14 protein-coding genes are annotated in these 20876 nt (G+C 56.0%); 3 read left to right on the top strand and 11 right to left on the bottom strand.

Annotated elements, in window-relative coordinates:
• Nucleotides 1-63: 63 nt before the first annotated feature.
• From infB to QZ303_RS04015, 3 genes are all read left to right on the top strand, one after another.
• Nucleotides 64-3090, top strand: a complete 3027-nt coding sequence (gene infB / locus QZ303_RS04025) for a translation initiation factor IF-2 (protein ID WP_295729440.1) — start codon at nt 64-66, stop codon at nt 3088-3090.
• A 45-nt stretch (nt 3091-3135) separates the two neighbouring features.
• The gene (gene folK, locus QZ303_RS04020; RefSeq protein ID WP_295729438.1) at nt 3136-3630 is read left to right on the top strand and encodes a 2-amino-4-hydroxy-6-hydroxymethyldihydropteridine diphosphokinase; all 495 of its coding nucleotides are present in this window, start codon (nt 3136-3138) and stop codon (nt 3628-3630) included.
• A gap of 83 nt (nt 3631-3713) precedes the next feature.
• Nucleotides 3714-4919 carry an ATP-binding protein gene (locus tag QZ303_RS04015; RefSeq protein ID WP_295729435.1) on the top strand — a complete coding sequence of 402 codons (1206 nt, stop codon included), beginning with the start codon at nt 3714-3716 and terminating at the stop codon, nt 4917-4919.
• Nucleotides 4920-5125: 206 nt separating this feature from the next.
• On the opposite strand, the gene QZ303_RS04010 is transcribed toward QZ303_RS04015, so the two are convergent.
• The 11 genes from QZ303_RS04010 to QZ303_RS03960 all read right to left on the bottom strand — a co-directional run bounded on the left by QZ303_RS04010 (nt 5126) and on the right by QZ303_RS03960 (nt 20864).
• Nucleotides 5126-5506: a hypothetical protein gene (locus QZ303_RS04010; RefSeq protein WP_295729432.1), complete on the bottom strand. Its 381-nt coding sequence runs from the start codon at nt 5504-5506 to the stop codon at nt 5126-5128.
• Nucleotides 5507-5680: 174 nt separating this feature from the next.
• Nucleotides 5681-7093 (bottom strand): CotH kinase family protein, encoded by a 1413-nt coding sequence (locus QZ303_RS04005; protein ID WP_295729429.1) that lies wholly within the window; start codon nt 7091-7093, stop codon nt 5681-5683.
• Nucleotides 7090-7557 (bottom strand): hypothetical protein, encoded by a 468-nt coding sequence (locus QZ303_RS04000; RefSeq protein ID WP_295729426.1) that lies wholly within the window; start codon nt 7555-7557, stop codon nt 7090-7092. The genes QZ303_RS04005 and QZ303_RS04000 overlap by 4 nt, the downstream gene beginning before the upstream one ends.
• 143 nt (nt 7558-7700) lie before the next feature.
• The gene (locus QZ303_RS03995) at nt 7701-11954 is read right to left on the bottom strand and encodes a discoidin domain-containing protein (protein WP_295729423.1); all 4254 of its coding nucleotides are present in this window, start codon (nt 11952-11954) and stop codon (nt 7701-7703) included.
• A gap of 153 nt (nt 11955-12107) precedes the next feature.
• Nucleotides 12108-13760, bottom strand: a complete 1653-nt coding sequence (locus QZ303_RS03990; protein ID WP_295729420.1) for an AraC family transcriptional regulator — start codon at nt 13758-13760, stop codon at nt 12108-12110.
• A 98-nt stretch (nt 13761-13858) separates the two neighbouring features.
• Nucleotides 13859-17221, bottom strand: coding sequence for an exodeoxyribonuclease V subunit beta (locus QZ303_RS03985; protein WP_295729418.1), 3363 nt, complete (start codon nt 17219-17221; stop codon nt 13859-13861).
• Entirely contained in the window at nt 17215-17586 is a 372-nt protein-coding gene (locus tag QZ303_RS03980; protein WP_295729415.1) for a translation initiation factor, read from the bottom strand. The genes QZ303_RS03985 and QZ303_RS03980 overlap by 7 nt, the downstream gene beginning before the upstream one ends.
• Nucleotides 17587-17623: 37 nt before the next feature.
• Complete coding sequence (locus QZ303_RS03975; RefSeq protein WP_295729412.1) at nt 17624-18118, bottom strand: hypothetical protein; 495 nt, start codon at nt 18116-18118, stop codon at nt 17624-17626.
• Nucleotides 18119-18132: 14 nt separating this feature from the next.
• Nucleotides 18133-18531, bottom strand: a complete 399-nt coding sequence (locus tag QZ303_RS03970; protein WP_295729410.1) for a hypothetical protein — start codon at nt 18529-18531, stop codon at nt 18133-18135.
• 119 nt (nt 18532-18650) lie between these two features.
• Entirely contained in the window at nt 18651-19532 is an 882-nt protein-coding gene (locus QZ303_RS03965) for an aldose 1-epimerase family protein (RefSeq protein WP_295729408.1), read from the bottom strand.
• A 78-nt stretch (nt 19533-19610) separates the two neighbouring features.
• On the bottom strand, nt 19611-20864 hold the full coding sequence (locus QZ303_RS03960) for a peptidase U32 family protein (protein ID WP_295729406.1): 1254 nt from the start codon (nt 20862-20864) through the stop codon (nt 19611-19613).
• Between the last annotated feature and the right edge of the window lie 12 nt (nt 20865-20876).

Raw genomic sequence — 20876 nt, 5'->3', positions numbered from 1 at the left:
GAGCCTTCGACATTCAACCTCACCCCTCGACCTTCAACCGCAAAATTTCCCCTATCATAATATATGGCGAATTACAAAATAAGCAAAGTAGCAAAAGACTTAAACATCGCGCTCCCTACCGTCATCGAATTCCTGCAATCAAAAGGAATCAGCATCGACATGAATCCCAATGCAAGGATCGATGAAGGAGCCTACGGCCTGCTCATGGCTGAATACAGCAGTGACAAGGCCGAAAAGAGCAAGTCGGAGAAGCTCTCATCCGACCGCCAGAAAGAGAGAGCGACACGTCCGGCCAAGGAAGCCGCACCGCAGGAGATCAAGATCGGCCCGGCTGTGCGTCCGACGATCGTGGGCCATATCGACCTCGACGCGAAAGGGCAGCCGATAAAGCCAAAAGCCGAGCCGAAACCCGAACCTGTGCAGCCCCCAAAGCAGGAACCCAAGGCCGAGAGCCGTCCCGCTCCCGTCGAAAAGCCTGCGGCGGAAGCTCCGGCAGTCCCTGTGGAGAAGCCGAAGGCCACGATGCCCGAAAAGCCTGCGCCGTCACAGCCGGAACCGGAACGCCCGAAACCCGAGCCGACAGCTCCTAAAGCGGCAGCCGCCCCGGAGAAAGCCCCGGAGAAAGCTCCTCAACCCAAACCAGAGGTGAAATCAGCCGCACAGTCCGAGCCTAAAGCAAAGCCGCAACCCGCAGCACCGGAGACTAAGAAAGAATCTCCTGCACCGGTTCAGGCATCTGCCTTACAGAAAGCACCCGAAGCTCCGAAGCAGGAAGAAAAGAAAGCCGAACCTGAGGTGTTCACCACACCCGGCTCACATCCTGCGCCGCAGCTCAACGTGATCGGCAAGATCGACCTCTCAGCCATCAACCAGTCGACACGTCCGCGTCGTAAGACAAAGGAGGAGCGTCGCAACGAGCGAAACGCCAAGAACGCCACCCCCGGCACCCCGGGAGCGGCAGCCAACGCCGGTGGCGCACAGGGAAAGAAACGCCGCAACCGTATAGGGAAAGAGAAGGTAGATATCGAAAAGACCTCCAACCAGCAGCAGCCCGGACAAGGCCGCGGAGGTAACGGAGGACGTGGAGGGAACAATCCCTCCGCCGGAAACAACAATAACGGCCGTGACCGCAACGCCAAAGGCAAGGACCGCAACCGCCGCAACGCCCCCCAGCAGGCTCCTGCATCGGAGGAGGACGTACAGAAGCAGGTAAAAGAGACCCTTGCCCGCCTCATCAACAAGGACAAGGGCCAGAAGAAAGGTATCAAATGGCGTAAAGAGAAGCGCGAGGCGTTCCACTCCCGTGAGCGTGAGGCTGCGGAAGCCGAAGCTGCGGAAAGCCGTGTGCTGAAGCTCACCGAGTTCGTCACAGCCAACGACCTCGCCGTCATGATGGACGTGCCCATCAACCAGGTCATCGCAACGTGTATGAACCTCGGCGTGATGGTTTCCATCAACCAGCGCCTCGATGCCGAGACCATCAATATCGTGGCCGATGAATTCGGATTCCAGACCGAATACGTGTCGGCAGAGGTGGTAGAGGCCATCCATCAGGAGGAGGACAACGAGGAGGACCTCGTCACCCGTCCGCCGATCGTCACAGTGATGGGCCATGTCGACCATGGCAAGACCTCGCTGCTCGACTATATCCGCAATGCCAACGTGATCGCCGGCGAGGCCGGAGGCATCACGCAGCATATCGGGGCCTACAACGTGAAGCTCGACGACGGACGCCGCATCACGTTCCTCGACACCCCGGGCCACGAGGCATTTACCGCCATGCGTGCACGCGGCGCGAAAGTCACAGACCTCTGTATCATCATAGTCGCCGCCGACGACAATGTGATGCCCCAGACGGTCGAGGCCATAAACCACGCGTCGGCAGCCGGCGTGCCTATCGTGTTCGCAATCAACAAGATCGACAAACCCGCCGCAAACCCCGACAAGATCAAGGAAGAACTTGCCCAGATGAACTACCTCGTGGAGGAATGGGGCGGAAAATACCAGTCGCAGGATGTCTCCGCCAAGAAGGGACTCGGCGTCAACGAGCTGATGGACAAGGTGCTCCTCGAAGCCGAGATGCTCGACCTCAAGGCCAATCCGTCGCGTCCGGCAACCGGGTCTATCATCGAGTCGTCGCTCGACAAGGGCCGCGGCTACATCGCCACCGTGCTCGTGCAGAACGGCACGCTCCACGTAGGCGACATCGTGCTCGCCGGAGCGAACTATGGCAAGATTAAGGCCATGTTCAACGAACGTAACCAGCGCGTCAAGGAGGCCGGCCCGGCCACTCCGGTGCTCATACTCGGACTCAACGGCGCTCCTCAGGCGGGCGACACGTTCAACGTTATGCCCACAGAGCAGGAAGCACGCGAGATTGCCAACAAGCGCGAGCAGCTGCAGCGCGAACTCGGGTTGCGCACCAACAAGCGCATCGGACTCGAAGAAATCGGACGCCGCCGCGCCATAGGCAACTTCCACGAACTCAACATCATCGTGAAGGGAGATGTCGACGGCTCGATCGAGGCGCTTTCCGACTCGCTCATCAAGCTGTCGACCGACGAAGTCAAAGTCAACGTGCTCCACAAGGCTGTGGGTGCGATTTCCGAAAGCGATGTCGCCCTTGCCGCCGCATCCGACGCCATCATCATCGGCTTCCAGGTGCGCCCCAGCCAGGCCGCACGTCGCGCGGCAGAGCACGACGGTGTGGAGATTCGTCTATACTCGGTCATCTACCAGGCTATCGAGGAGGTCAAGGACGCCATGGAGGGCATGCTTGCTCCGGAGATCAAGGAGGAAGTCACCGGTACCGCCGAAGTGCTCCAGGTCTACAAGATATCCAAGGTGGGCACCATCGCCGGAGCGATCGTGCGCGAAGGCAAGATCAAACGCTCATGCAAGGTGCGCCTGATCCGCGACGGAATCGTACGCTACACCGGCGAGCTCGGCTCGCTAAAGCGCTTCAAGGATGACGTCAAGGAGGTGCTCAGCGGCTACGACTGCGGTATATCCATCGCCGGATACAACGACATACAGGAGGGCGACCTCATTGAGGCGTTCGAGGAAGTCGAAGTCAAGAAATCGCTCTGACGTCCGCTCCGCGTTTTCACAGAAACATAAATCATATCCCAAAATATGATGCCCGATGCCTGTTACATCAACATAGGCAGCAACCAGGGCGACCGGAGGGCCAATATCGCCCGCGCGGTCGCCCTGATTGCTGACAGGCTCGACACGACGCCGCTCGTCAGCGACGCCGTCGAGTCGGAGCCATGGGGTTACTCATCCGACGCCGCCTACCTCAATGTCGGACTGTTGGTGCATGTCGACATGTCACCGGCCATTCTCCTCGACACGCTGCTTGACATACAGCACGCCATATCGCCCGCGCCCCACCGTAAACCGGACGGCACCTACGCCGACCGGATCATCGACATAGACCTCATCGCCTGCGGGCAGACCGTAGCCGACGACATCCTTACCCCGGCGGGAAACCGCCTCACCCTCCCCCACCCGCGCATGCACCTGCGGCCTTTCGTCCTCATCCCCATGCTCCGGCTCTCGCCGCAGTGGCGCCATCCGCTGTCTGGCCTCACTCCTGCCGGCATGCTCGACGCATTAGAACATTAAGCTTAGATGTCGTTTATAGACAACTTCTGAAAATAAACCGTGTCTCCGACGCGTTAAACAATCAACGGCAACCGTCCCCCACTATGGCAAACCTCTACGACATGCGTCGCTACGGCACTGTGGCATTCCTGCTCATCGCGGTGGGATTGGCCGTGCTGTTCCTGTGCATATCCGACAACATCGTCAAGAGCCTTGCCGAGCAGGAGCGGCAACGAATGGAGATATGGGCCGACGCCACAAAGGCCATCGCCAACCCGGAGTCGTCGCCCGACAATATCGATTTCCTGCTGAGCATAATCCGGAGCAACCGCAACATACCCGTGCTCCTCACCGACCGTGAGGGGAACATACTCGACCAGCGCAACTTCGACCTCCCCGAGCCGCCCGACACACTGCGTCCGCTCTACATTTCCCCAACCAACGAAGCGTTCCTCAACAAACGTCTCAAATCGCTGCGCCACACATCAAACGTGATTGTCATCGACATACCAGGCGGGGAATCGCAGTATCTCTACTACGAGGACAGCCGCCTGCTACGCATGCTCGGCCACTATCCCTACATACAGGTGGTGGTGATGCTCGTGTTCGTGGCGCTCGTCTATTTCGCCGTCATCTCCACCAAGAAGGCCGAACAGAACAAGGTGTGGGTCGGACTCACCAAGGAGACGGCACATCAGCTCGGCACACCCATATCCTCGCTCATGGCATGGATGGAACTGCTGCAGTCGCTCGGAGTGGATGCGGACACCGTGGCCGAGATGAACAAGGACGTGACGCGCCTCTCCACCATCGCCTCGCGCTTCGGCAAAGTAGGCTCGCGCCCCACCCTTGAGCCTGCCGACCTAAACGCCGTGGTGGCCGATGCCGCCTCCTACATGTCGACACGCATCTCATCGCGCATTCGCCTCACCGTCGATTGCTGTAGCGGCCCGCTTATGGTCAACCTCTCCGACTCGCTCTTCCAGTGGGTGATGGAAAACCTCATCAAAAACGCCGTCGACGCCATGGATGCAGAAGGCTCGATAACCGTCACTACCGGCCACACCGACCGCACGGCATGGATCGAAGTAGCCGACACCGGCAAAGGCCTTCCGCGCAACCGCTTCAAGACTATCTTCAATCCCGGCTATACCACCAAGAAGCGCGGCTGGGGTCTCGGTCTCGCCCTCGCTCGCCGCATAATCGAGCAGTACCACCACGGACGCATCTACGTCGCAGCCTCTGAACCCGGCCGCGGCACCACCTTCCGCATCGACCTCCCCATCATCCCCTCTGTGTCCGCATCCTGACCACCCCCGCCCCCTTCCTGACACCCCGGATCTTACCATCATCCATAAAATGCATGAGGCCATCCAGGAAGCCACGGAGTGGCGAGGGTGTAGGTAACCCCGGGCAAGCGCAGCGCAGCCTGGGGTTAGCAATACTCCGGCACAGGACAGCCCGGGACGGGCATGGGACACCACAGGCCACTTATCCCATAGTACTTACAGCCACATCAGCGTAGCCTCCTCATCTCAACCCATCTCCACAATGTATCCACCCCGAAAGCCACAAACAGCAGAGAAAAACCTATTATCCTCGGCACATTATTCCACAGAATCGACATATATATCAAAAATCCCATATACAACGTCATCCCACCTTCAATCAATAATGCGCGCGGCGAAAGTCTCTGTGAAAACACCCGGATATTTATAGCCGGCTTCCTGTGATTTATAAAATCGTCCACAAATCCTGAGGTCAGAAGAAAACACAGAAAAAAGACATTAACAAATTCAAAAACATCATTTGAATTATAAATGTCATCCACGATATCATTCATCACAAAGAACATTCCTACGATTATCAATATATTCCTGAAAATTTTAATTACCATAATCCTATGTAATCCTATCAACTTCCGCAAAGTTAAAAAATTCTGAACGCACAATACAAATTTGCGCCACAAAAATTCCGCCTCTCGCGCAAAATCTCCGACCACGCGTCCTGCCATGAAATGTCGGACGAATGACCGGAGATATCCAGAGTATTAGAATATTAAAAAATACCCCTATTTGGTAACGCCATATGTCGGGGAAGTGGTAACGTAGTCAAGGCGCGCCGCAAGCCATGCACGCAGGCGCGGTATATAATCCTTGTCGAGACTGTAGGTACGCCAGCCCGCCACCTTCGGGGCAGTCATGTCGCGATACCACGTGGGGCGGATACGCGCGGCATACCCGTCGAAGAATTCCAGCACTTTTTCCGGGCCGCCATTTTCCACGAATTCCTTCATGACCCTGTCGCATGCCGCCTTAATCTCCGTCTGCGACAGAAGCATGGAGAAGAAATTCACACCCGGCTGAATGGATAGCGCGCCATGGAAAAGCGGCAACGAGGCATTATCCATTATGTCGGTGAAGTTATTCCCCTTCTCGTTGCCGAATCCCATGTCGAAATCCCACACCGGCCCGAAATGATATAGCGAACCCGAGCCGTCGGCATTGCGGGTCTTGTAGATATAGCCGCTTTTGGGAAACCGCAGTTCGCGGTTGCCGCATATCGAGAACATGACCATGTACTTCGCGAGATCATCCGCATCGAACGCCTCGCATGCCCGGCCTTCCTTCACAAGCCGCTCGGCCTCGGTAAAGTCGGCCTGCCACACCTCAAACTGCTCCTCGGTCAGGTCGGGATCCTTCACCATCACCGGAAGATTGAAATATGTCGAGGTGAACACATAAGTCTCGTCCATCTGGTCGTCAAGTTCGAACAACACGGAGTTGGCCTCGTCAACATCGTTCATGCTGCCCGAGTTGATGCCGACCTTTTCTGTCAAGTTGTAAGAACCCTTATACACCCCGTTGAAATAGACGTCACACGGAATCATGGTGTTGACATATTTTATCCCCAACAAGCGGGCGATCTCCATGCCCAACGCATTACGCATCAGCGAGTGGTCGAAATGATTGGCGAGAAGCACGTAGTTCTTGGCTTTTTTCATCCCGCCTATCGATATCTTGGAGTCGAACTTCACGCGATAAGGGAGCTTTATCCCATCCTCGGGACGCCATGTGGAATTGCCGCGGCCACGCACACCCATCGCCGTCGAAGGAACATCGGCGATGATCCCGCACCCGTCGACACGGAGAGTCCCGCGCAGATATTCGGTCTTGCTCACGACATCCTCCGCAGGCGTATCGGTGACTATATATACCTGCGGCACATCGGCTCCGACGGCCCAGTCCTCTATCGCCGAAAGCGGGATTTCGGTCCGGCTGCCGGAGTTGTCGACAAGCACCATCGAGGATTCCGACCAGTCATCGACATTCTCACCGGCATAACGCAGCTCGGCTACCTCCGATGCCGCACGCGAAGTAAACGAGTCGTCGTTGCGATAAATATGCAGCCACGGAGTCTGAGCCGCCGCAGTAGATACGGCCATCGCAAAAGCGAACACCAATGTAAATTTTCCGGATTTCATAACTTTATTTTTATTGTCCTGTTTTCTCCATAGCGTAGGACTACAGTCCCGAAAGGCTTCAGTTCATTCATGTCGATACAGATATTGCCCCGGCTGTTGTCATATACGGCGATACGTCTGCCGGACATGTCATACGCCTCGGCCTTGTCGGTCACTACATATATGCAGCCTCCATCGACATATATATCCTTATCCGGCGTGGTACCGTCAATGCCGGAAGCGGGAAAACGGTGGTAAGTGTGCCGGCAACTCCCGATCTTGTCGAACAGCAACGTCAGTTGGGAGCCGAACGCCACAGAGGCGTCACCGGCGTTGAATGACAGTGTGAGTTCCGGTGCAAGCTTCACGTAAGTCCTCTCCCCGTCGGTATGGGTGATTTCAAGCGCATTGATCGGGGCGGTCGCCTGTGCTTGCCGTATATTGGAAATCAACAGTAGCAGTAATGTTATTGCAATAGTTTTCATTGATTTATGAATATGTATTAGATGGGAATATATGTATTAGATGGGAATAAAACAGTTGCGAGACAAAGCCATGCGAATTACATTCATTGATGGCCTCTGTCTCGCAACTTTCATGATGAAAAAGCGGAATTATGTTTATCGGTCTACTTTACGAGTATCTTGCGTGATGAACCGTCGGAATACCTCACCACATATACTCCGGCCACCGGATTCTTGACCGGCATGCCCTGTAGATTGTAGATGGCTACGATCTCCTTTGAGCCGTCGGCTGAAGGTCTGTCAATATCCTCGATACCGCTTGTCGAACCCTTGCTGTGGGATACGGCGAGAAGGATAGGAGTACCGCCGGTCAGGGTTGCGGCACGACGCACGATGATCGACTTGATCTTCTTTGTCGGATCGGCATCCATCTCATATTCGTAGAGGTTGTAGTAGCCGTCCCAGTTAGGATTGGCCACACCCTCATTGTCAACGTCGTAGATGCCTAAGGCGAACACAGCCTCACCCTTGCCTTCGTTACCGTCTTTTTCGTCGATATGGCTGTATGGAATATTGAATTTCGCAGCATCGCTCGATGTTCCGTCGGTGTAGTTGAGCACTACTTCCATAGTGGGCTTACGAAGCGGGCTGAAAGCCAGGAACTGCAATTTGCTTGCATCGGTCGGAGCGGCAAGCGTAAGCTCGTTGTCGCCGTTCTTGCTCATCGGCAGGGCATTGTTGCCGTCGTAAGGCGCGAGGCGGAACTTGGTGCCGTTGGCGGTTACCAACTCCCTGGAATCGTCGGCTATCGCTCCCGATTCGCTTACGCCGGTCGAATAGAATGTGCCGAAATCGTCATGGAAACTATAGTTGGTCACCTTATACCCGGCTTTCTCTGCTATTATGTCCTTGGTCCATCCGGTGAGTTCGAGCGGCCCGTCGGGTACTCCCGGCTGCACGTAAGCCTCGACCTCGGCCAGCGAAGGATAGAAGTACGGATTGAGATTGCTCTTTATCACGATGTACTTGCAGTTGCGCGCCTCGGGCAGCAGATACTCGATGCCTGCCGTCTCCCCGATATTCTCGAACGTCTTTATCGGAGTGAGCAGTTCAAGGGTATTGCCGCATGCTATGGTGATGTCCTTGCTGACCACTCCATCCACGTCGTTGTCGTTTGTGCCGGTATTGTTGTCGGGGAAGAACACCTTGACCTTTGTCAGGTCCCAGCCGTCCTTGTCGGGACATTCGAATATGGTCCAGAGGTCAAAACTGTGTGAGGAGAATTTCTCAATCTCCGACAATGCCTCGTTGGCCTTGTCGCCGTCGGTCAGGCCCGATACGGTGTATGTGTCGAAGCCGACGCCGCCCATGTTGCTGTCACCCTCATAATGGCGCACGGTGGCCTTCAGTCCGGAGAGGACATTTGGAAGAGCGTCGTTGTCGATCGACACCTTTACCTTGCCTATCTTGTATGACGTGCCGTTGGTGAGGCGCACCTCTATCTCGCAACGTCCGATATTGTTGCCCGACTTGACGGGAACCACGAAACGGGAATTGACCTTATCCTCGACAATATTTCCGAGTTCCACGAGATTGGAGCCGGTCGTAGCGGTACAGCCGAAGTTGGCCTCGCGCTTGTCGCCGTTAAGGTCGTATGCTACAATTATGTCACCCTTGCCGTTTATGTCGAGCGCAAGTTCGTTATCTACGGAAATGTTAAACTTCGTGTCATCGATGCCGTACACCTCGAATTCCCATATGCGCATCGTGCCCTGTACCTCGGGAATAAGCTTGACGAAGCGTGCCTTTACCGGAGCTATGAACGCGCTCTTGAGGGCTTGGTCCGAAACCTCGTTCTCCTCCACGACATTGGTCCATGTCAATCCGTCATCGGAAAGGGCTATCTTATAGTTGCGGATCTGGTCGCCGCTCTCCGGACCGTAGTTGCAGTCGTAGATCTTGAAGCCGTAGATGCGGTATGCGTTCTCAAGGTCGAACACCACCCAGTTCTCGGCGCTCACGTTACACCACTTCTGCGATGCATCGCCGGGCTTGGCCACACCGTCGATTATGCGCTCGGGGGTCTCGGTGGTGTTGGTCGAGCCGCTGAAATCCACCACGGTCTTGCCGAGCACCACATTCTCCACCTTGGCATACTCTTCGTCCGACAGCACGTCGATAGCCTGGATTTCGGTCGAGGAAGTTCCTGCTTCATTAGTGGCCTTTACGGTAAGCACGTGGCGTCCGTTGGCTGTAGCCTTTACTTTCACCGGATTGGAGGTAGCTGATGTCCCGTCGGCGAATTCAAGCCCTTCGGGAAGTACCCATTCAAATCCGGATGGATTGCCGGTACCGCGTGCCGTGATCGTAGCCGTCTCGCCTGCCTTGATATAGCTCTTGTCGAGCAACAGAGTCACTACGGGGACACCGGTCTGAGGATATTTGGGATTAAGCTCGCCCACTGCATACGATTCACCGTTTTTCATCACGGCCTCCAGACGCACGAGTATCTCGCCGTCATTGGCATGCCTGTCAAACGCCGGCACGTAGAATGCCTCGCCGCGTGTCTGGCCAACGAGTGTGCTTATGCCGCTGCCATCCTTGATATATATGTCGAAATGGTCGAAATCGTCGCTCCAGTCGAAGTTCCAGAAAAGGCGCAGGTCGTTCTTCCCTTCGCCGAGAGTGGAGGTGGTAGTGAAATTAGTGACCTTCAGTGCCTCGGGAGCATATCCTGCGGGGAGCACGGCGAGTTCGCCGAGGTTCATCGAGAAGTCGGGATTAGCCTTCTCAGCCTTGATGTTGAGGGCGATCATGTAGATGGTCTTTCCCGTGAGGCTGGAGAGGTCATATTCGGCTATGTCCCATCCGTTTTCCTGCTTTACCGATGCCGGCTGTAGTGTCACGTCGGGGTTCACGGAGCTTTCGGTGGAGAGACGGGCTTCGAGCACGACGCCTTTGCCACCCTTGTAGACTACTCTCAGAGTGCCGCCTGCGGCCACGGGAATCATGGTCTTGTAGAGACGCATCAGATGGTCGCCCGCCGACAGCGTGCCTGAAATCTTGAAGCTCGACCCTACGTTCCATGCATCGTCCCAGTCGACAGCCACTTTCAGCTCGCCACGGTTCTCTATCCACCAGCGCCATGTCGGGAGCACCGACTGCACGCCCGAGTGATACCAGTCGCGTGTGGCACGTTTCTTGCCATGCACGAAACGGTGCTTGCCCACGCCGACACACATCGAACTGGTGAAGGGCATGCTCTGTATGGCCGAACGCTCACACATGGCGTTGGACAGTCCCGGCCATGTTGGGGTGGGATCGAGCCATGATGTTTCCTTTTCCGGAGTCAGATACGAGGGATCTCCCTTGACGTTGACCCACATGTTCTGCTCGTAGCGGAACACGCCGTTGACAGCATCGTAGGCCTTTTGGCCGCAATTGTCGGGAGTGTTGAGCAGGCTCTTCACCCAGTCTTTCCACAGGCGTTCCTCCGGACAGAAGAGATCGAGCGAACCGACATGGCCCTCTTTGGGCATCGCTGCACGGAGCTGGCCGCCCCAGCCGTCATAACCTGAATTCACTACCTGCACGCCGGCATAGATCTTCGAGAAAGTCTGCTCAACGGTGCAACCGATCTTTTCAGCCTCGTCGCGGTGGTCACCGGCAGCACCGTATTCAAGGAACTGCGACGTGTTGATGTGGGTTTTCATCTTCTCGGTATCCACCAGGTTGCGGGCGTCATACCATTGGATCTCCATCCACGGCTGTCCTCCGGCCTCGGCATAGCTCATGTATTCACGAATCCAGCCGTTCCAGCCGCTGTGGCCTCCCGACTCGGAGTTGATAAACCATCCGTCGAAGCCCATGTAGGCGGCGATTTCATACAGTTTTTTGGCATACACGTATGACCCGTTCTCATTCGTGCACATCTGCACCACCCAGTCGTAGGTGCCTCCGTAGTATGTGGGAGGGAAGAAAATCTGCCCGAGTACCTTCACGCCCTGGGCGTGTGCTGCATCGACCACAGGTGCGGGAGGGGGTATGATGATACCTTCCGAAGCGGAACCCGCCCAATAGACGAGCTTATCCATATACTGCCAGTAGGTAGGCTGGTAGCCCGTGAAATTATAATCGCCCTGCGACGGACATTGCGAACATGTGGGATAGAGGATAGTGGCGTTGCAGAGTTCACCCTCGTACCACTGGTATTCGTTGGCTTTCATGATGGGCGATTCCTTGAAACGCTTGGCCAGCGGAACGCGTGACCTGTTGAAACGTGCATCGGGGTCGGTCTCCGGACTCCAGTCTTTTACATCGTCCGGATGCCAGCATCCGCCGTAAGGCTGCTGCGCATTAAGAGCCGATAACCCCACTACAGCCGCTGCCGCGACCGTGGCGAGTCTTTTTAAATTCATAATCTGATTGATTTATTCGGTATATAATTAATAAGGTGTCGGTGAAAAACCGTTCACCGCAAAGTTACAGACCGCAATAAATCATATCACTATGAAAGGACATCCCATCTGTCCGCATGGACGCAGACGTTCCGAAAAGATGTATGAATGCGTCTATTCGGACGCATTGTCCCTCGCCATCTTGAGATATTCACTTGGTTTCAGGCCGGTTACATTTTTAAACGCCAATACAAACGAGGAGCGCGACTTGTAGCCTACCAGACGGGAGACCGCCTCTATGGTATAGCCGCCATAGTGCTCGGTATCGTTGAAATAGCGGCATGCACGCCCCACCCTGTAGAAGTTCAAAAGCGCGTAGAAATTCTTCCCGAAGAGTTCGGATAGCACACCCGACAATGTGCGCGGACGTATATCCGTGAGACGGGCCAGGGCGTCAAGCGAGAATTCCGGAGTGTAAATCTCTTCCGATGACTCCATCACCTGCTCAATGCGGCGCTTCATGTCGGCCAACTCATCCTCGGATATATTGACAGGATATTTCGGGGAAGAATCGGCAGTATTCTGCCCGGACTTTGTATCGCAACCGATCTGCTGCTGTTGGCGCTCGAACAATGCCTTGTAGCTTTCCTTCAGCCTGCGGTGCATGGCAATGAACCGGAAGCACGTGAAAGAGACTATTATAACTGCGATTATGGCAGCAACGAGCCACATACCCTGCCTGCGCTTTTCCTCTGATATCCTCCTTGCCTCATTGCTATACATCTCTATGTCGCTGGCGAAGCGTTCGGTCTGGAGCATATCGAGTCTGTTTGCCAGAGCGATAGAGTCACTGAGCTGATAGCAGCGCAGACGGTGGGAGGCCGCTCCGGTCGAATCGCCCGTTTCGTCAAGAATTGATGCGAGCACCCAATGGAAATTCATCTCCCATAGGGGATTCCCCTTCTCACCGGCACACCGGATCATTTCTTCCGTGACGGATGCCGCCTCATCATACCTCCCTGTCCACACTAAGAATTCGATAAGGTCGCGCCGGGCATTGAACACATACAAGTCCGGGGTTACATCGGTGTCGATATGATCCGGAAGCTGTTGAAGGAGTTTATAAGCTTTCGTATAATCCTTCGTGGAGACAGCCTCGAATATCTCAATGCGTTTGTCATTGAATCCCTTCAACGGAGTATCCGCAGGGACATCAAGATTCTTGTACAATTCTATGAGCGACATCAGTACATCGGGCGACTTGGTATAATCGGAAAACAATGTCAACGCATGAAACGCCGTCATCATAGGCTGATAGGCTTTACCTCTGACAGCATTGTCAAGTGCCATACGGTAGGCCAGTCTGGCACAATCAAGCGATTCACCCGAAAGATCCCTTGAAGAGTAAGAATAGAAGATATTGCCTATGTTTATCAATGCGTTGGCTCTTACCGATGCCTGATTGCAGTCCGTACTGTCGGTAAGTTCCAATATGCGGCGGTAAAGCCCGTAGGCACGTATATAGTCATTGTAGTGATACTGGTATATAAAGCCTACATTATTGAGTGCCCTGACACACAGCAGCTTGTCGGAACTGTCCATCCCATTGTCATATCTGTCCGATACTATGGAGAACGCCAACAATGCACTGTCGGGGCGCTGCTTCTCAAGCAAGAATGAACGGCCTTCCTCAAAAAGGCTGTCGGACGGCATGTAGGAGTACACGTATCTGTCGGCTTCCGCACATATGCCTGTCCTTGCGCCGGAGAGCAGTAGTACCAACAGTAAGGCGAGACCGGATGTGAATGTCTTGCAATTGTTCTTCATGTTAAAACAGCTTTTCCCGATAGGTCAATATTCATTATTCTACAAATATACGAATAAGTCGGATACAAAGCCAAATTTATTTAAATAGACCGTGGCTGTCAACAGGGGATGATTGTGGCGGAGAGGGGATACCAGAGGTAGCCTCTGACGGGGACTTTAGGGTAAAGGCGGCGCAGAAGATGCATGTAGCCGCGCACCTGGCGGAGGTAGCGCGACGACTCCTCGTCGCCGAACTTATAGTCGACCACCTCGATAGTGCCGTCGGCGGTCCATACGACGCGGTCGGGACGGTAATGGCGCACTTCGGTCTCTCCGGTAGACTCGCCCGACCCGCGGTCGCGAACATCGCATCGCACGGCAAGAGTACGCTCCCGCAGCAATCGCCTGTAGCCCTCGAACCAACGCCGTACCCTCGTGTCCGACAATGCCCCGCGCAAAAACTCTACCGTGTCGGCCATCTCGGCATGAGGGACCATACCGCGCATGTTGGCGCGCAGCACTGCCCGATCCACGTCGGAAGCATCACGCACGTAGCCCATCACCGCATGCAGCACTATACCGCGCTGACGCGGGCGCTCCATGTCCGCCATGTCCTCGATGCGGCTCATGGCCCATATCGCCTCATTGTCGTAGCTATAGTAGGGGGGCATCTCCACAAGTCCGTCACCGCACGCCACGTCAGTGTCGACACCGACCGGCCTCCCGATTTTCAGCACTTCGGCTTCCACGGTGTCACCTTCCTCATCCGTGCACACCTCGACACGCTCAAGCTTGTCGCTCAGCGCGATCAGCGTGCCCTCCGGAAGTGAACGCCCGCGCTCGACCGACTCGCACATATCCGGTGTCATCTCGGCGAAAGCCGCCTCCAGACGCTCCGAGATTTCCGACTTCTCCTCCCTGTAGCCCACTATCAGCTCGCGCGACGCACGCGTGAACGCCACATACACCTGGTTGAGACGGTCGATGCTCTCGTCGCGCACGGCCTCGGCATACTGCGCCGCAAACTGAGGTATCTTCCCCACCGTCGCAGCTCCGAGAGGTATGAGCGGAGGCACATCCGCGGGATCGAATTCCGGCCCGCGGAATATCGCTGGCAGTTCGCCCGTGGCTTCGTCGCGCGTCGACACCCACATCATGTTGTCGGGACTGCTCAGCGAACCGCCAAGCAATGGCACGTGGACACACGCGAATTCCAACCCTTTCGACTTATGTATGGTCATCACACGGATGCCGTCGACACCCTCGGGCACAGAAAGGCTGCGCGTGCACCCCTTCTCATCCCACCACTTCATGAAGGAATGGAGGTCGGCGTTGCCGTGCGCGCAGAAGTCGACCACCATATCCTGGAATGCCGTGATGTAAAGGTTTTCATCGCGGCACGCCTCCGGGCTTATGCAGCGCGCCACTATGCGCTCCACGATCGACGGCACATTGATGCACTCCATCTGCGCGGCTTCCAGCGCAGCGCGGTCGGCCTCGTTGCCTTCGTCGGAGAAAGCCATCCCCATGGCCTCACGGGGCGTATGGCCCATTGCCCTGAAAAACTCGAAACGGTTGATGATTTCGGCGCCTGTCGTGTCGGGCCGCCCTGAGTGGGTCAGCGACACATGCGTGTCGACATACCGAAGCACACCCACTATCTGCCTTACCGACGGGGCGTTGCCAACGACAAGGGCCTCGTCGGTGATGATCTGCAGCCGCGACAGCGGTCCGTCACCGCCCTCCTCCTTGGCACGCAGCAGCCGCGCCACCACCTCGCCACACTCCGAGCGACGGGCGCAGAGCACGGCTATGTCGCTCTGCCTGTAGCCCGACCCCAGCTGGCGCACAATATGGCCGACCATCCTGTCGAGGCTCTGAGTCTCCTCACCGAAAGGCGTGAACTCCACATAACCGTCCATGTCGGTATGGCGCACCTTCTGCGCAACGTTGGCATATATGTCGCCCAGGCCGAGCTGCCGGGCCAACGACAGGAACACCGTATTGTTGAACTGCACTATCTCCCTCGCGCTTCGCCAGTTGGTGTTCTCCTCTATCACGTTGCCGTGCATCTCACACTCGCGGGCGAACTCCTCCGGCACATCCTTGATGATGAGCGACGGATCGGAGTTGCGGAAACGGTAGATGGCCTGCTTCTCGTCGCCGATGATGAGGTTGTCGTTGCCCGTGGCCAACGACTCCTTGACCAACGGGCTGAGGTTTAGCCACTGAAGGCGCGACGTGTCCTGGAACTCATCGATAAGGAAATGGCGCAGCCTCATGCCAAGGCGCTCATAGATGAACGGAGCCTCCTCCTGGTTGATGATCGTGCGCAGTATCGTGCCGGTATCGCCGAGCAGTATCGCGTTGTTCTCGCGCTGCACCTCGGCGGTACGCCGCTCCACCTCGCCGATTATCCCCATATGGAATATGTTGGCCCTCAGCACCAACAGCATGCGCATGTCGCCCCACGACGCAATGGCGTCGGAAGCGAGCTGCCCGACAGCGCCCACGAGGTCGGAAGGCGTATTCTTGTAAGCCTTGGTGAAATATGCCAGCGGATCTTCCGCAGCTTTCCTGACAGTGGCGGTAAGGTCCTTGCGCACGTCGACATCTCCCGCCTGCCATTTCAGGAAAGGCCCTCTGACATTCTTGTGCACGCCTTCAAGCACGCCGTTGCTCTCAAGCAGCCGGACCGTCGCGTCGGCCTCCTCCATGAGACGCTTGCGGCACCTGCGGTAGCACCTCTCCAGCGAGGAACTGAAGCGCACGATATGCTCCGGATCCTCCAGATAAGCCATTATCGTGGAGGCGTTCAGCTTGTAGGTCTCGTTGAGGGCTTTCTTTATATACCCCACGAGGTCGGCGGTTATCTTGCTGTCGCGCACGAATATGTTGAACGAATTTCCTTCGTCGAGCTTCTGTATCATGTATTGCCGGAGCCACGACATGAGCTGCCGCCGGCGTTTACCGTCGTCTGACGCATCCCCCTCCGACATGCCGAGCGACGAAAGCATAGCATTGACACCCATATAGACTGCCTGTTGGTCATCCAGTTCCACTTCGTAATTTCCCGACAGGTTGGCCTCGCGGGCGAACGTGCGGAGCACTGTCTGGAAAAACGCGTCGATGGTGCTTATGTTGAAGTTGCCGAAGTCGACCAGCAAGGCGTTGAGCGCCTTGCGTGCCTGTGCGCTAAGCTCCGCCGACGAGCAATGCAGGTCTGAACAGAGGCTGTCTCGATATGGGCTTTTGCCACGGGGGTCCGCCAGCAGGGCGAGCTGGCTCACGATACGGGCCTTCATCTCCTCGGTGGCCTTGTTGGTGAACGTTATCGCGAGGATGGCACGGTGGCGGTTAACGCCGCGTGACAATCGGTAGGAGCCGCCGGGCTGTTTCTCGCCGAGCAGCAGTTTGATATAGCTTCCGGTAAGCGTGAATGTCTTTCCCGACCCTGCCGATGCTTTGTGAATCTTCAACATACCCTCACCTTCCATCCGAGGGATTCGAGGACACCGCGCAGATCGGAACGTCTGTCACCCTGTATGAGAATCTCCCCTCCGCGCGACGATCCTCCCGCGCCAAGCCTCTGCTTAAGCCGCGAGGCAAGCGCCGAGATCTCCTCATCGGACATATCGTCGGGGAAACCGGCGACTATCGTCGCCTTCTTGCCGCCACGCCCTTTTTTCTCGAAAAAGATATCAAGACGCGGCCTGGATTTGCACCGGTCGCTATCGGATGGAACGGCATCATCTGTCGCCATTGTAGCGACGTTTTCTTCCGGCAGCGAGGAATCGCCGCCGTCGGGAAGCAATGCGCGCAGCGCGTCGCGGAAATCTTCAGCCATGGGAATATGTAGTGTGAGGAGAATTCGGATTAAACGTTTATTCGGCAACCATTGTGTCCGCAATGACACTGACCACCGAATCGGCTGCCTCTATGGTGTCGGGCATCTTTATGGCATTGCGCACTATTCCCGCAAGAAGCACCCCCTGGGGCATATCGTCTATCCCGAGGGAGCTATAATACTCCTGTGCTGCGACACTGTCGGCGGAATAAGCCTCCAGGAAACATTGGTAGGCATACTCCACGTTCTCCTCATGGCCTACGGCATCTGAAAGCTTCATGTAGAGTATCGACAAGCGGCCAAGCACATTGGCGTCACGTTCTTTGCCTTTCGCCTGCAACTCTCTGATCTCGTCGCAGATGCTCCGGGCACTGCGGTAGTCCGAGCGATCTATCAGGGCCTGCGCCTGGTCAAGATCGATTTTCTGCTCCGCTACGGAAGGGGCGGAACATGACGTGGACATGACAGAGAATATCATGACAGCCGCCATGACGGCCATCGCCTTATATAGTATATGTAACTGCTTTTCCATACTCAAACCACAATTTACTTGGCTGCGGAGTTATGCCTTATATATTCATATTCAATACCGTCGCGCAACAGTGTCAGGGAATAATCGCTATGCCCGACGACCTCGGCCTTGAATTCCGGAGCCACCGTCCCTACAAGCGACGTGTCACCCTCGGCCTGTACGGTGGCAAGGTCATGGTGGATGACCAGCGTGTCGTCGATTACGTTCCATGTACCGCGTACGGATATTGTAAGGACGTCGGGACGTATGGCACGCATCACACACGTACCGTCACGGTTAAGTTCGAACACCGGCACCTCGTCGGACACGGAAGTATTGCAGTACGTACCTGCAATCCGCTTTGCCTTATTCGATAAGCCGCCGCATGCCGCCAACACCATCAGCGTCAACGCCGCTGTAAAAAGTCGCTTCATTGATTACTCACCAAGTACTTTAAACGTTAAAGTCATCATGACCTTTTTTTGTCTCGCATCCGCAAAGTTACTGCTTTTCGTAAAAAATCCAAGCGCACGCCAAGACCTTAGAGGTTGCGTTAGAAGTTGTCGAAGATGACGAGGTAGGAGGCGGAGAAGGTGGCGGAGGGAGCGAGGGTGTTCACGTAATCGCGGGCAGAGAAATCGCCGTCGAAGCCAACACGGTCGCACCGGCCCCACCACGGCTCTATGCACACGAACGGAGCCTCGCCGGAAGGCGACCACAGACCCACCAGAGGAGCCTGAAAGAGTACCGACAGATAAGGCGCACGATTCTTGTCGAGCATAGACACGCGGTGCACCTGGCCGTCGGCAAGCACAATGGCATCGTTGCGGAAAGTGTCACCCTCTATAGGCAGCATATCCTCTGCATCGAGCGCCACAGGAGCGGTGGCATCGCCCACGCAACCCTTTTCGGCTATCAACTGCGTTTGAAGTGATGCGCCGTCGAAGCCGAAATAGCCATGCACCGGATCGGCCGCGTTGAAATCCGGATAGTTGAAGGCCGGATGAGCGCCGATCTGGAAGCACATCTCCTTGTCGTCGAGATTTACCACGCGCCACATCACCGTAAGGCGCGCCTCCTGCAAGCGGTAGCCGATTTCAAGACGGAAACGTCGCGGATAGAGCTGCATGGTACTTTCATCCGACACAAGCATGAACCATGCCTCGTCGTCCGGGGTATCAGGCATGATCTCAAACTCGCGGTCGCGAGCGAATCCATGCTGGCCGAGGGCAAACTCCCGGCCATCCATGCGGTAATGTCCGTTCCACACCGAACCGACTATCGGGAAAAGCACCGGAGAGCGGCGTCCCCAGAATCTCTTGTCTCCCTGCCAGAGATATTCATGGCCGATGCGGTTATTCACTATGCTCTGCAGCTCGGCACCGAAAGTGTCTATCGTGACCGTAAGCAGGTCGTTGGATAAAGTCTGTTTCATATGGCAAAGATAAGTAAGAGGTCGTTTAAAAACAACCTCTTACCCGCAAAAAATTATTTCTGTTATCGTATATAAAAGTCACTTTTCTCCCGCACCCACATGCTCCCACCGGTAAAGACGGTCGGACGGACGGACCTTCCCCGGCACCGGAATCGAGAAACTGTCACCTTTGACGGCCTTGTCGACAGGCTTCAGGTCCACACGTATTTCATCGACCGTGATGATCATCGCCCCGGTGGTAGGGCCGGTGATGACTACCTCATCGCCCACATGCAGCTCGCCGTTCTCCATCAGGAACTCGGCCACACCGAGCTTCGAGAAATAGCGCATCCCCTTGGCGGCATACACCTTGGTGCGCGTGGCCGACGAGCCGTACTTCGACGACCATTCGCCGAGGCGCTGCCCGAGATAATAGCCGTTCCAGAATCCACGGTTGAAGATGCGTCCGAGCCGTTCGTCCCATCCGGCGATAAGTTCCTCCGAATAAGTGCCGTCGGCTATGGCCCGCAGAGCCTCGTCGTAGCATTCGACCGCTATCTTCACATACTCCGGCCCGCGTGCACGCCCCTCGATCTTGAACACGCTCACTCCCGCATCGATCATCTTGTTGAGAAAATGGATGGTCTTTAGGTCCTTGGGCGACATTATATACTTGTTGTCAACCTCAAGCTCCTCACCTGTCTCGCGGTCGCGCACGGTGTATCCACGGCGGCATATCTGAGTGCATGCACCCCGGTTGGCGCTCGAATTCAGTTCATGGAGGCTCAGGTAGCACTTGCCGCTCACGGCCATGCAAAGCGCGCCGTGGCAGAACATCTCGATTCTCACCGGCTCACCCTTCGGGCCGCGTATGTCGTCGTCGACGATAGCCTTATGGATGGCTGCCACCTGCTCCATATTAAGCTCGCGCGCCAGCACCACCACGTCGGCCCACTGCGAATAGAAGCGCACGGCCTCGATGTTGGAGATGTTGCACTGCGTGGATATGTGCACTTCCACTCCCACGGAGCGCGCATAGGTGATGGCGGCGATGTCGCTCGCTATGATCGCCGTGATTCCTGCGTCGCGGGCGGCATCTATCACCTCATGACACCGGGCAATATCCGAGTCATAGATTATGGTGTTGACCGTAAGGTAGGTGTTCACGCGATGCCCGGCACATATGCCGGCAATCGTGCGCAGATCGTCGAGAGTGAAGTTTATCGACGAACGCGAGCGCATGTTCAGGCCCGCTATGCCGAAATACACGGCATCCGCACCGGCCTCTATCGCCGCATGCAGCGACTCGTAGCTCCCTACAGGAGCCATTATCTCAAAATCCTTGCGATTCATCGTCAATGATTG

It is taken from the genome of uncultured Muribaculum sp., from assembly GCF_910583865.1.
In the GTDB taxonomy this organism is placed as follows: domain Bacteria; phylum Bacteroidota; class Bacteroidia; order Bacteroidales; family Muribaculaceae; genus Muribaculum.
This window is presented reverse-complemented; position numbering and strand designations above follow the sequence as displayed.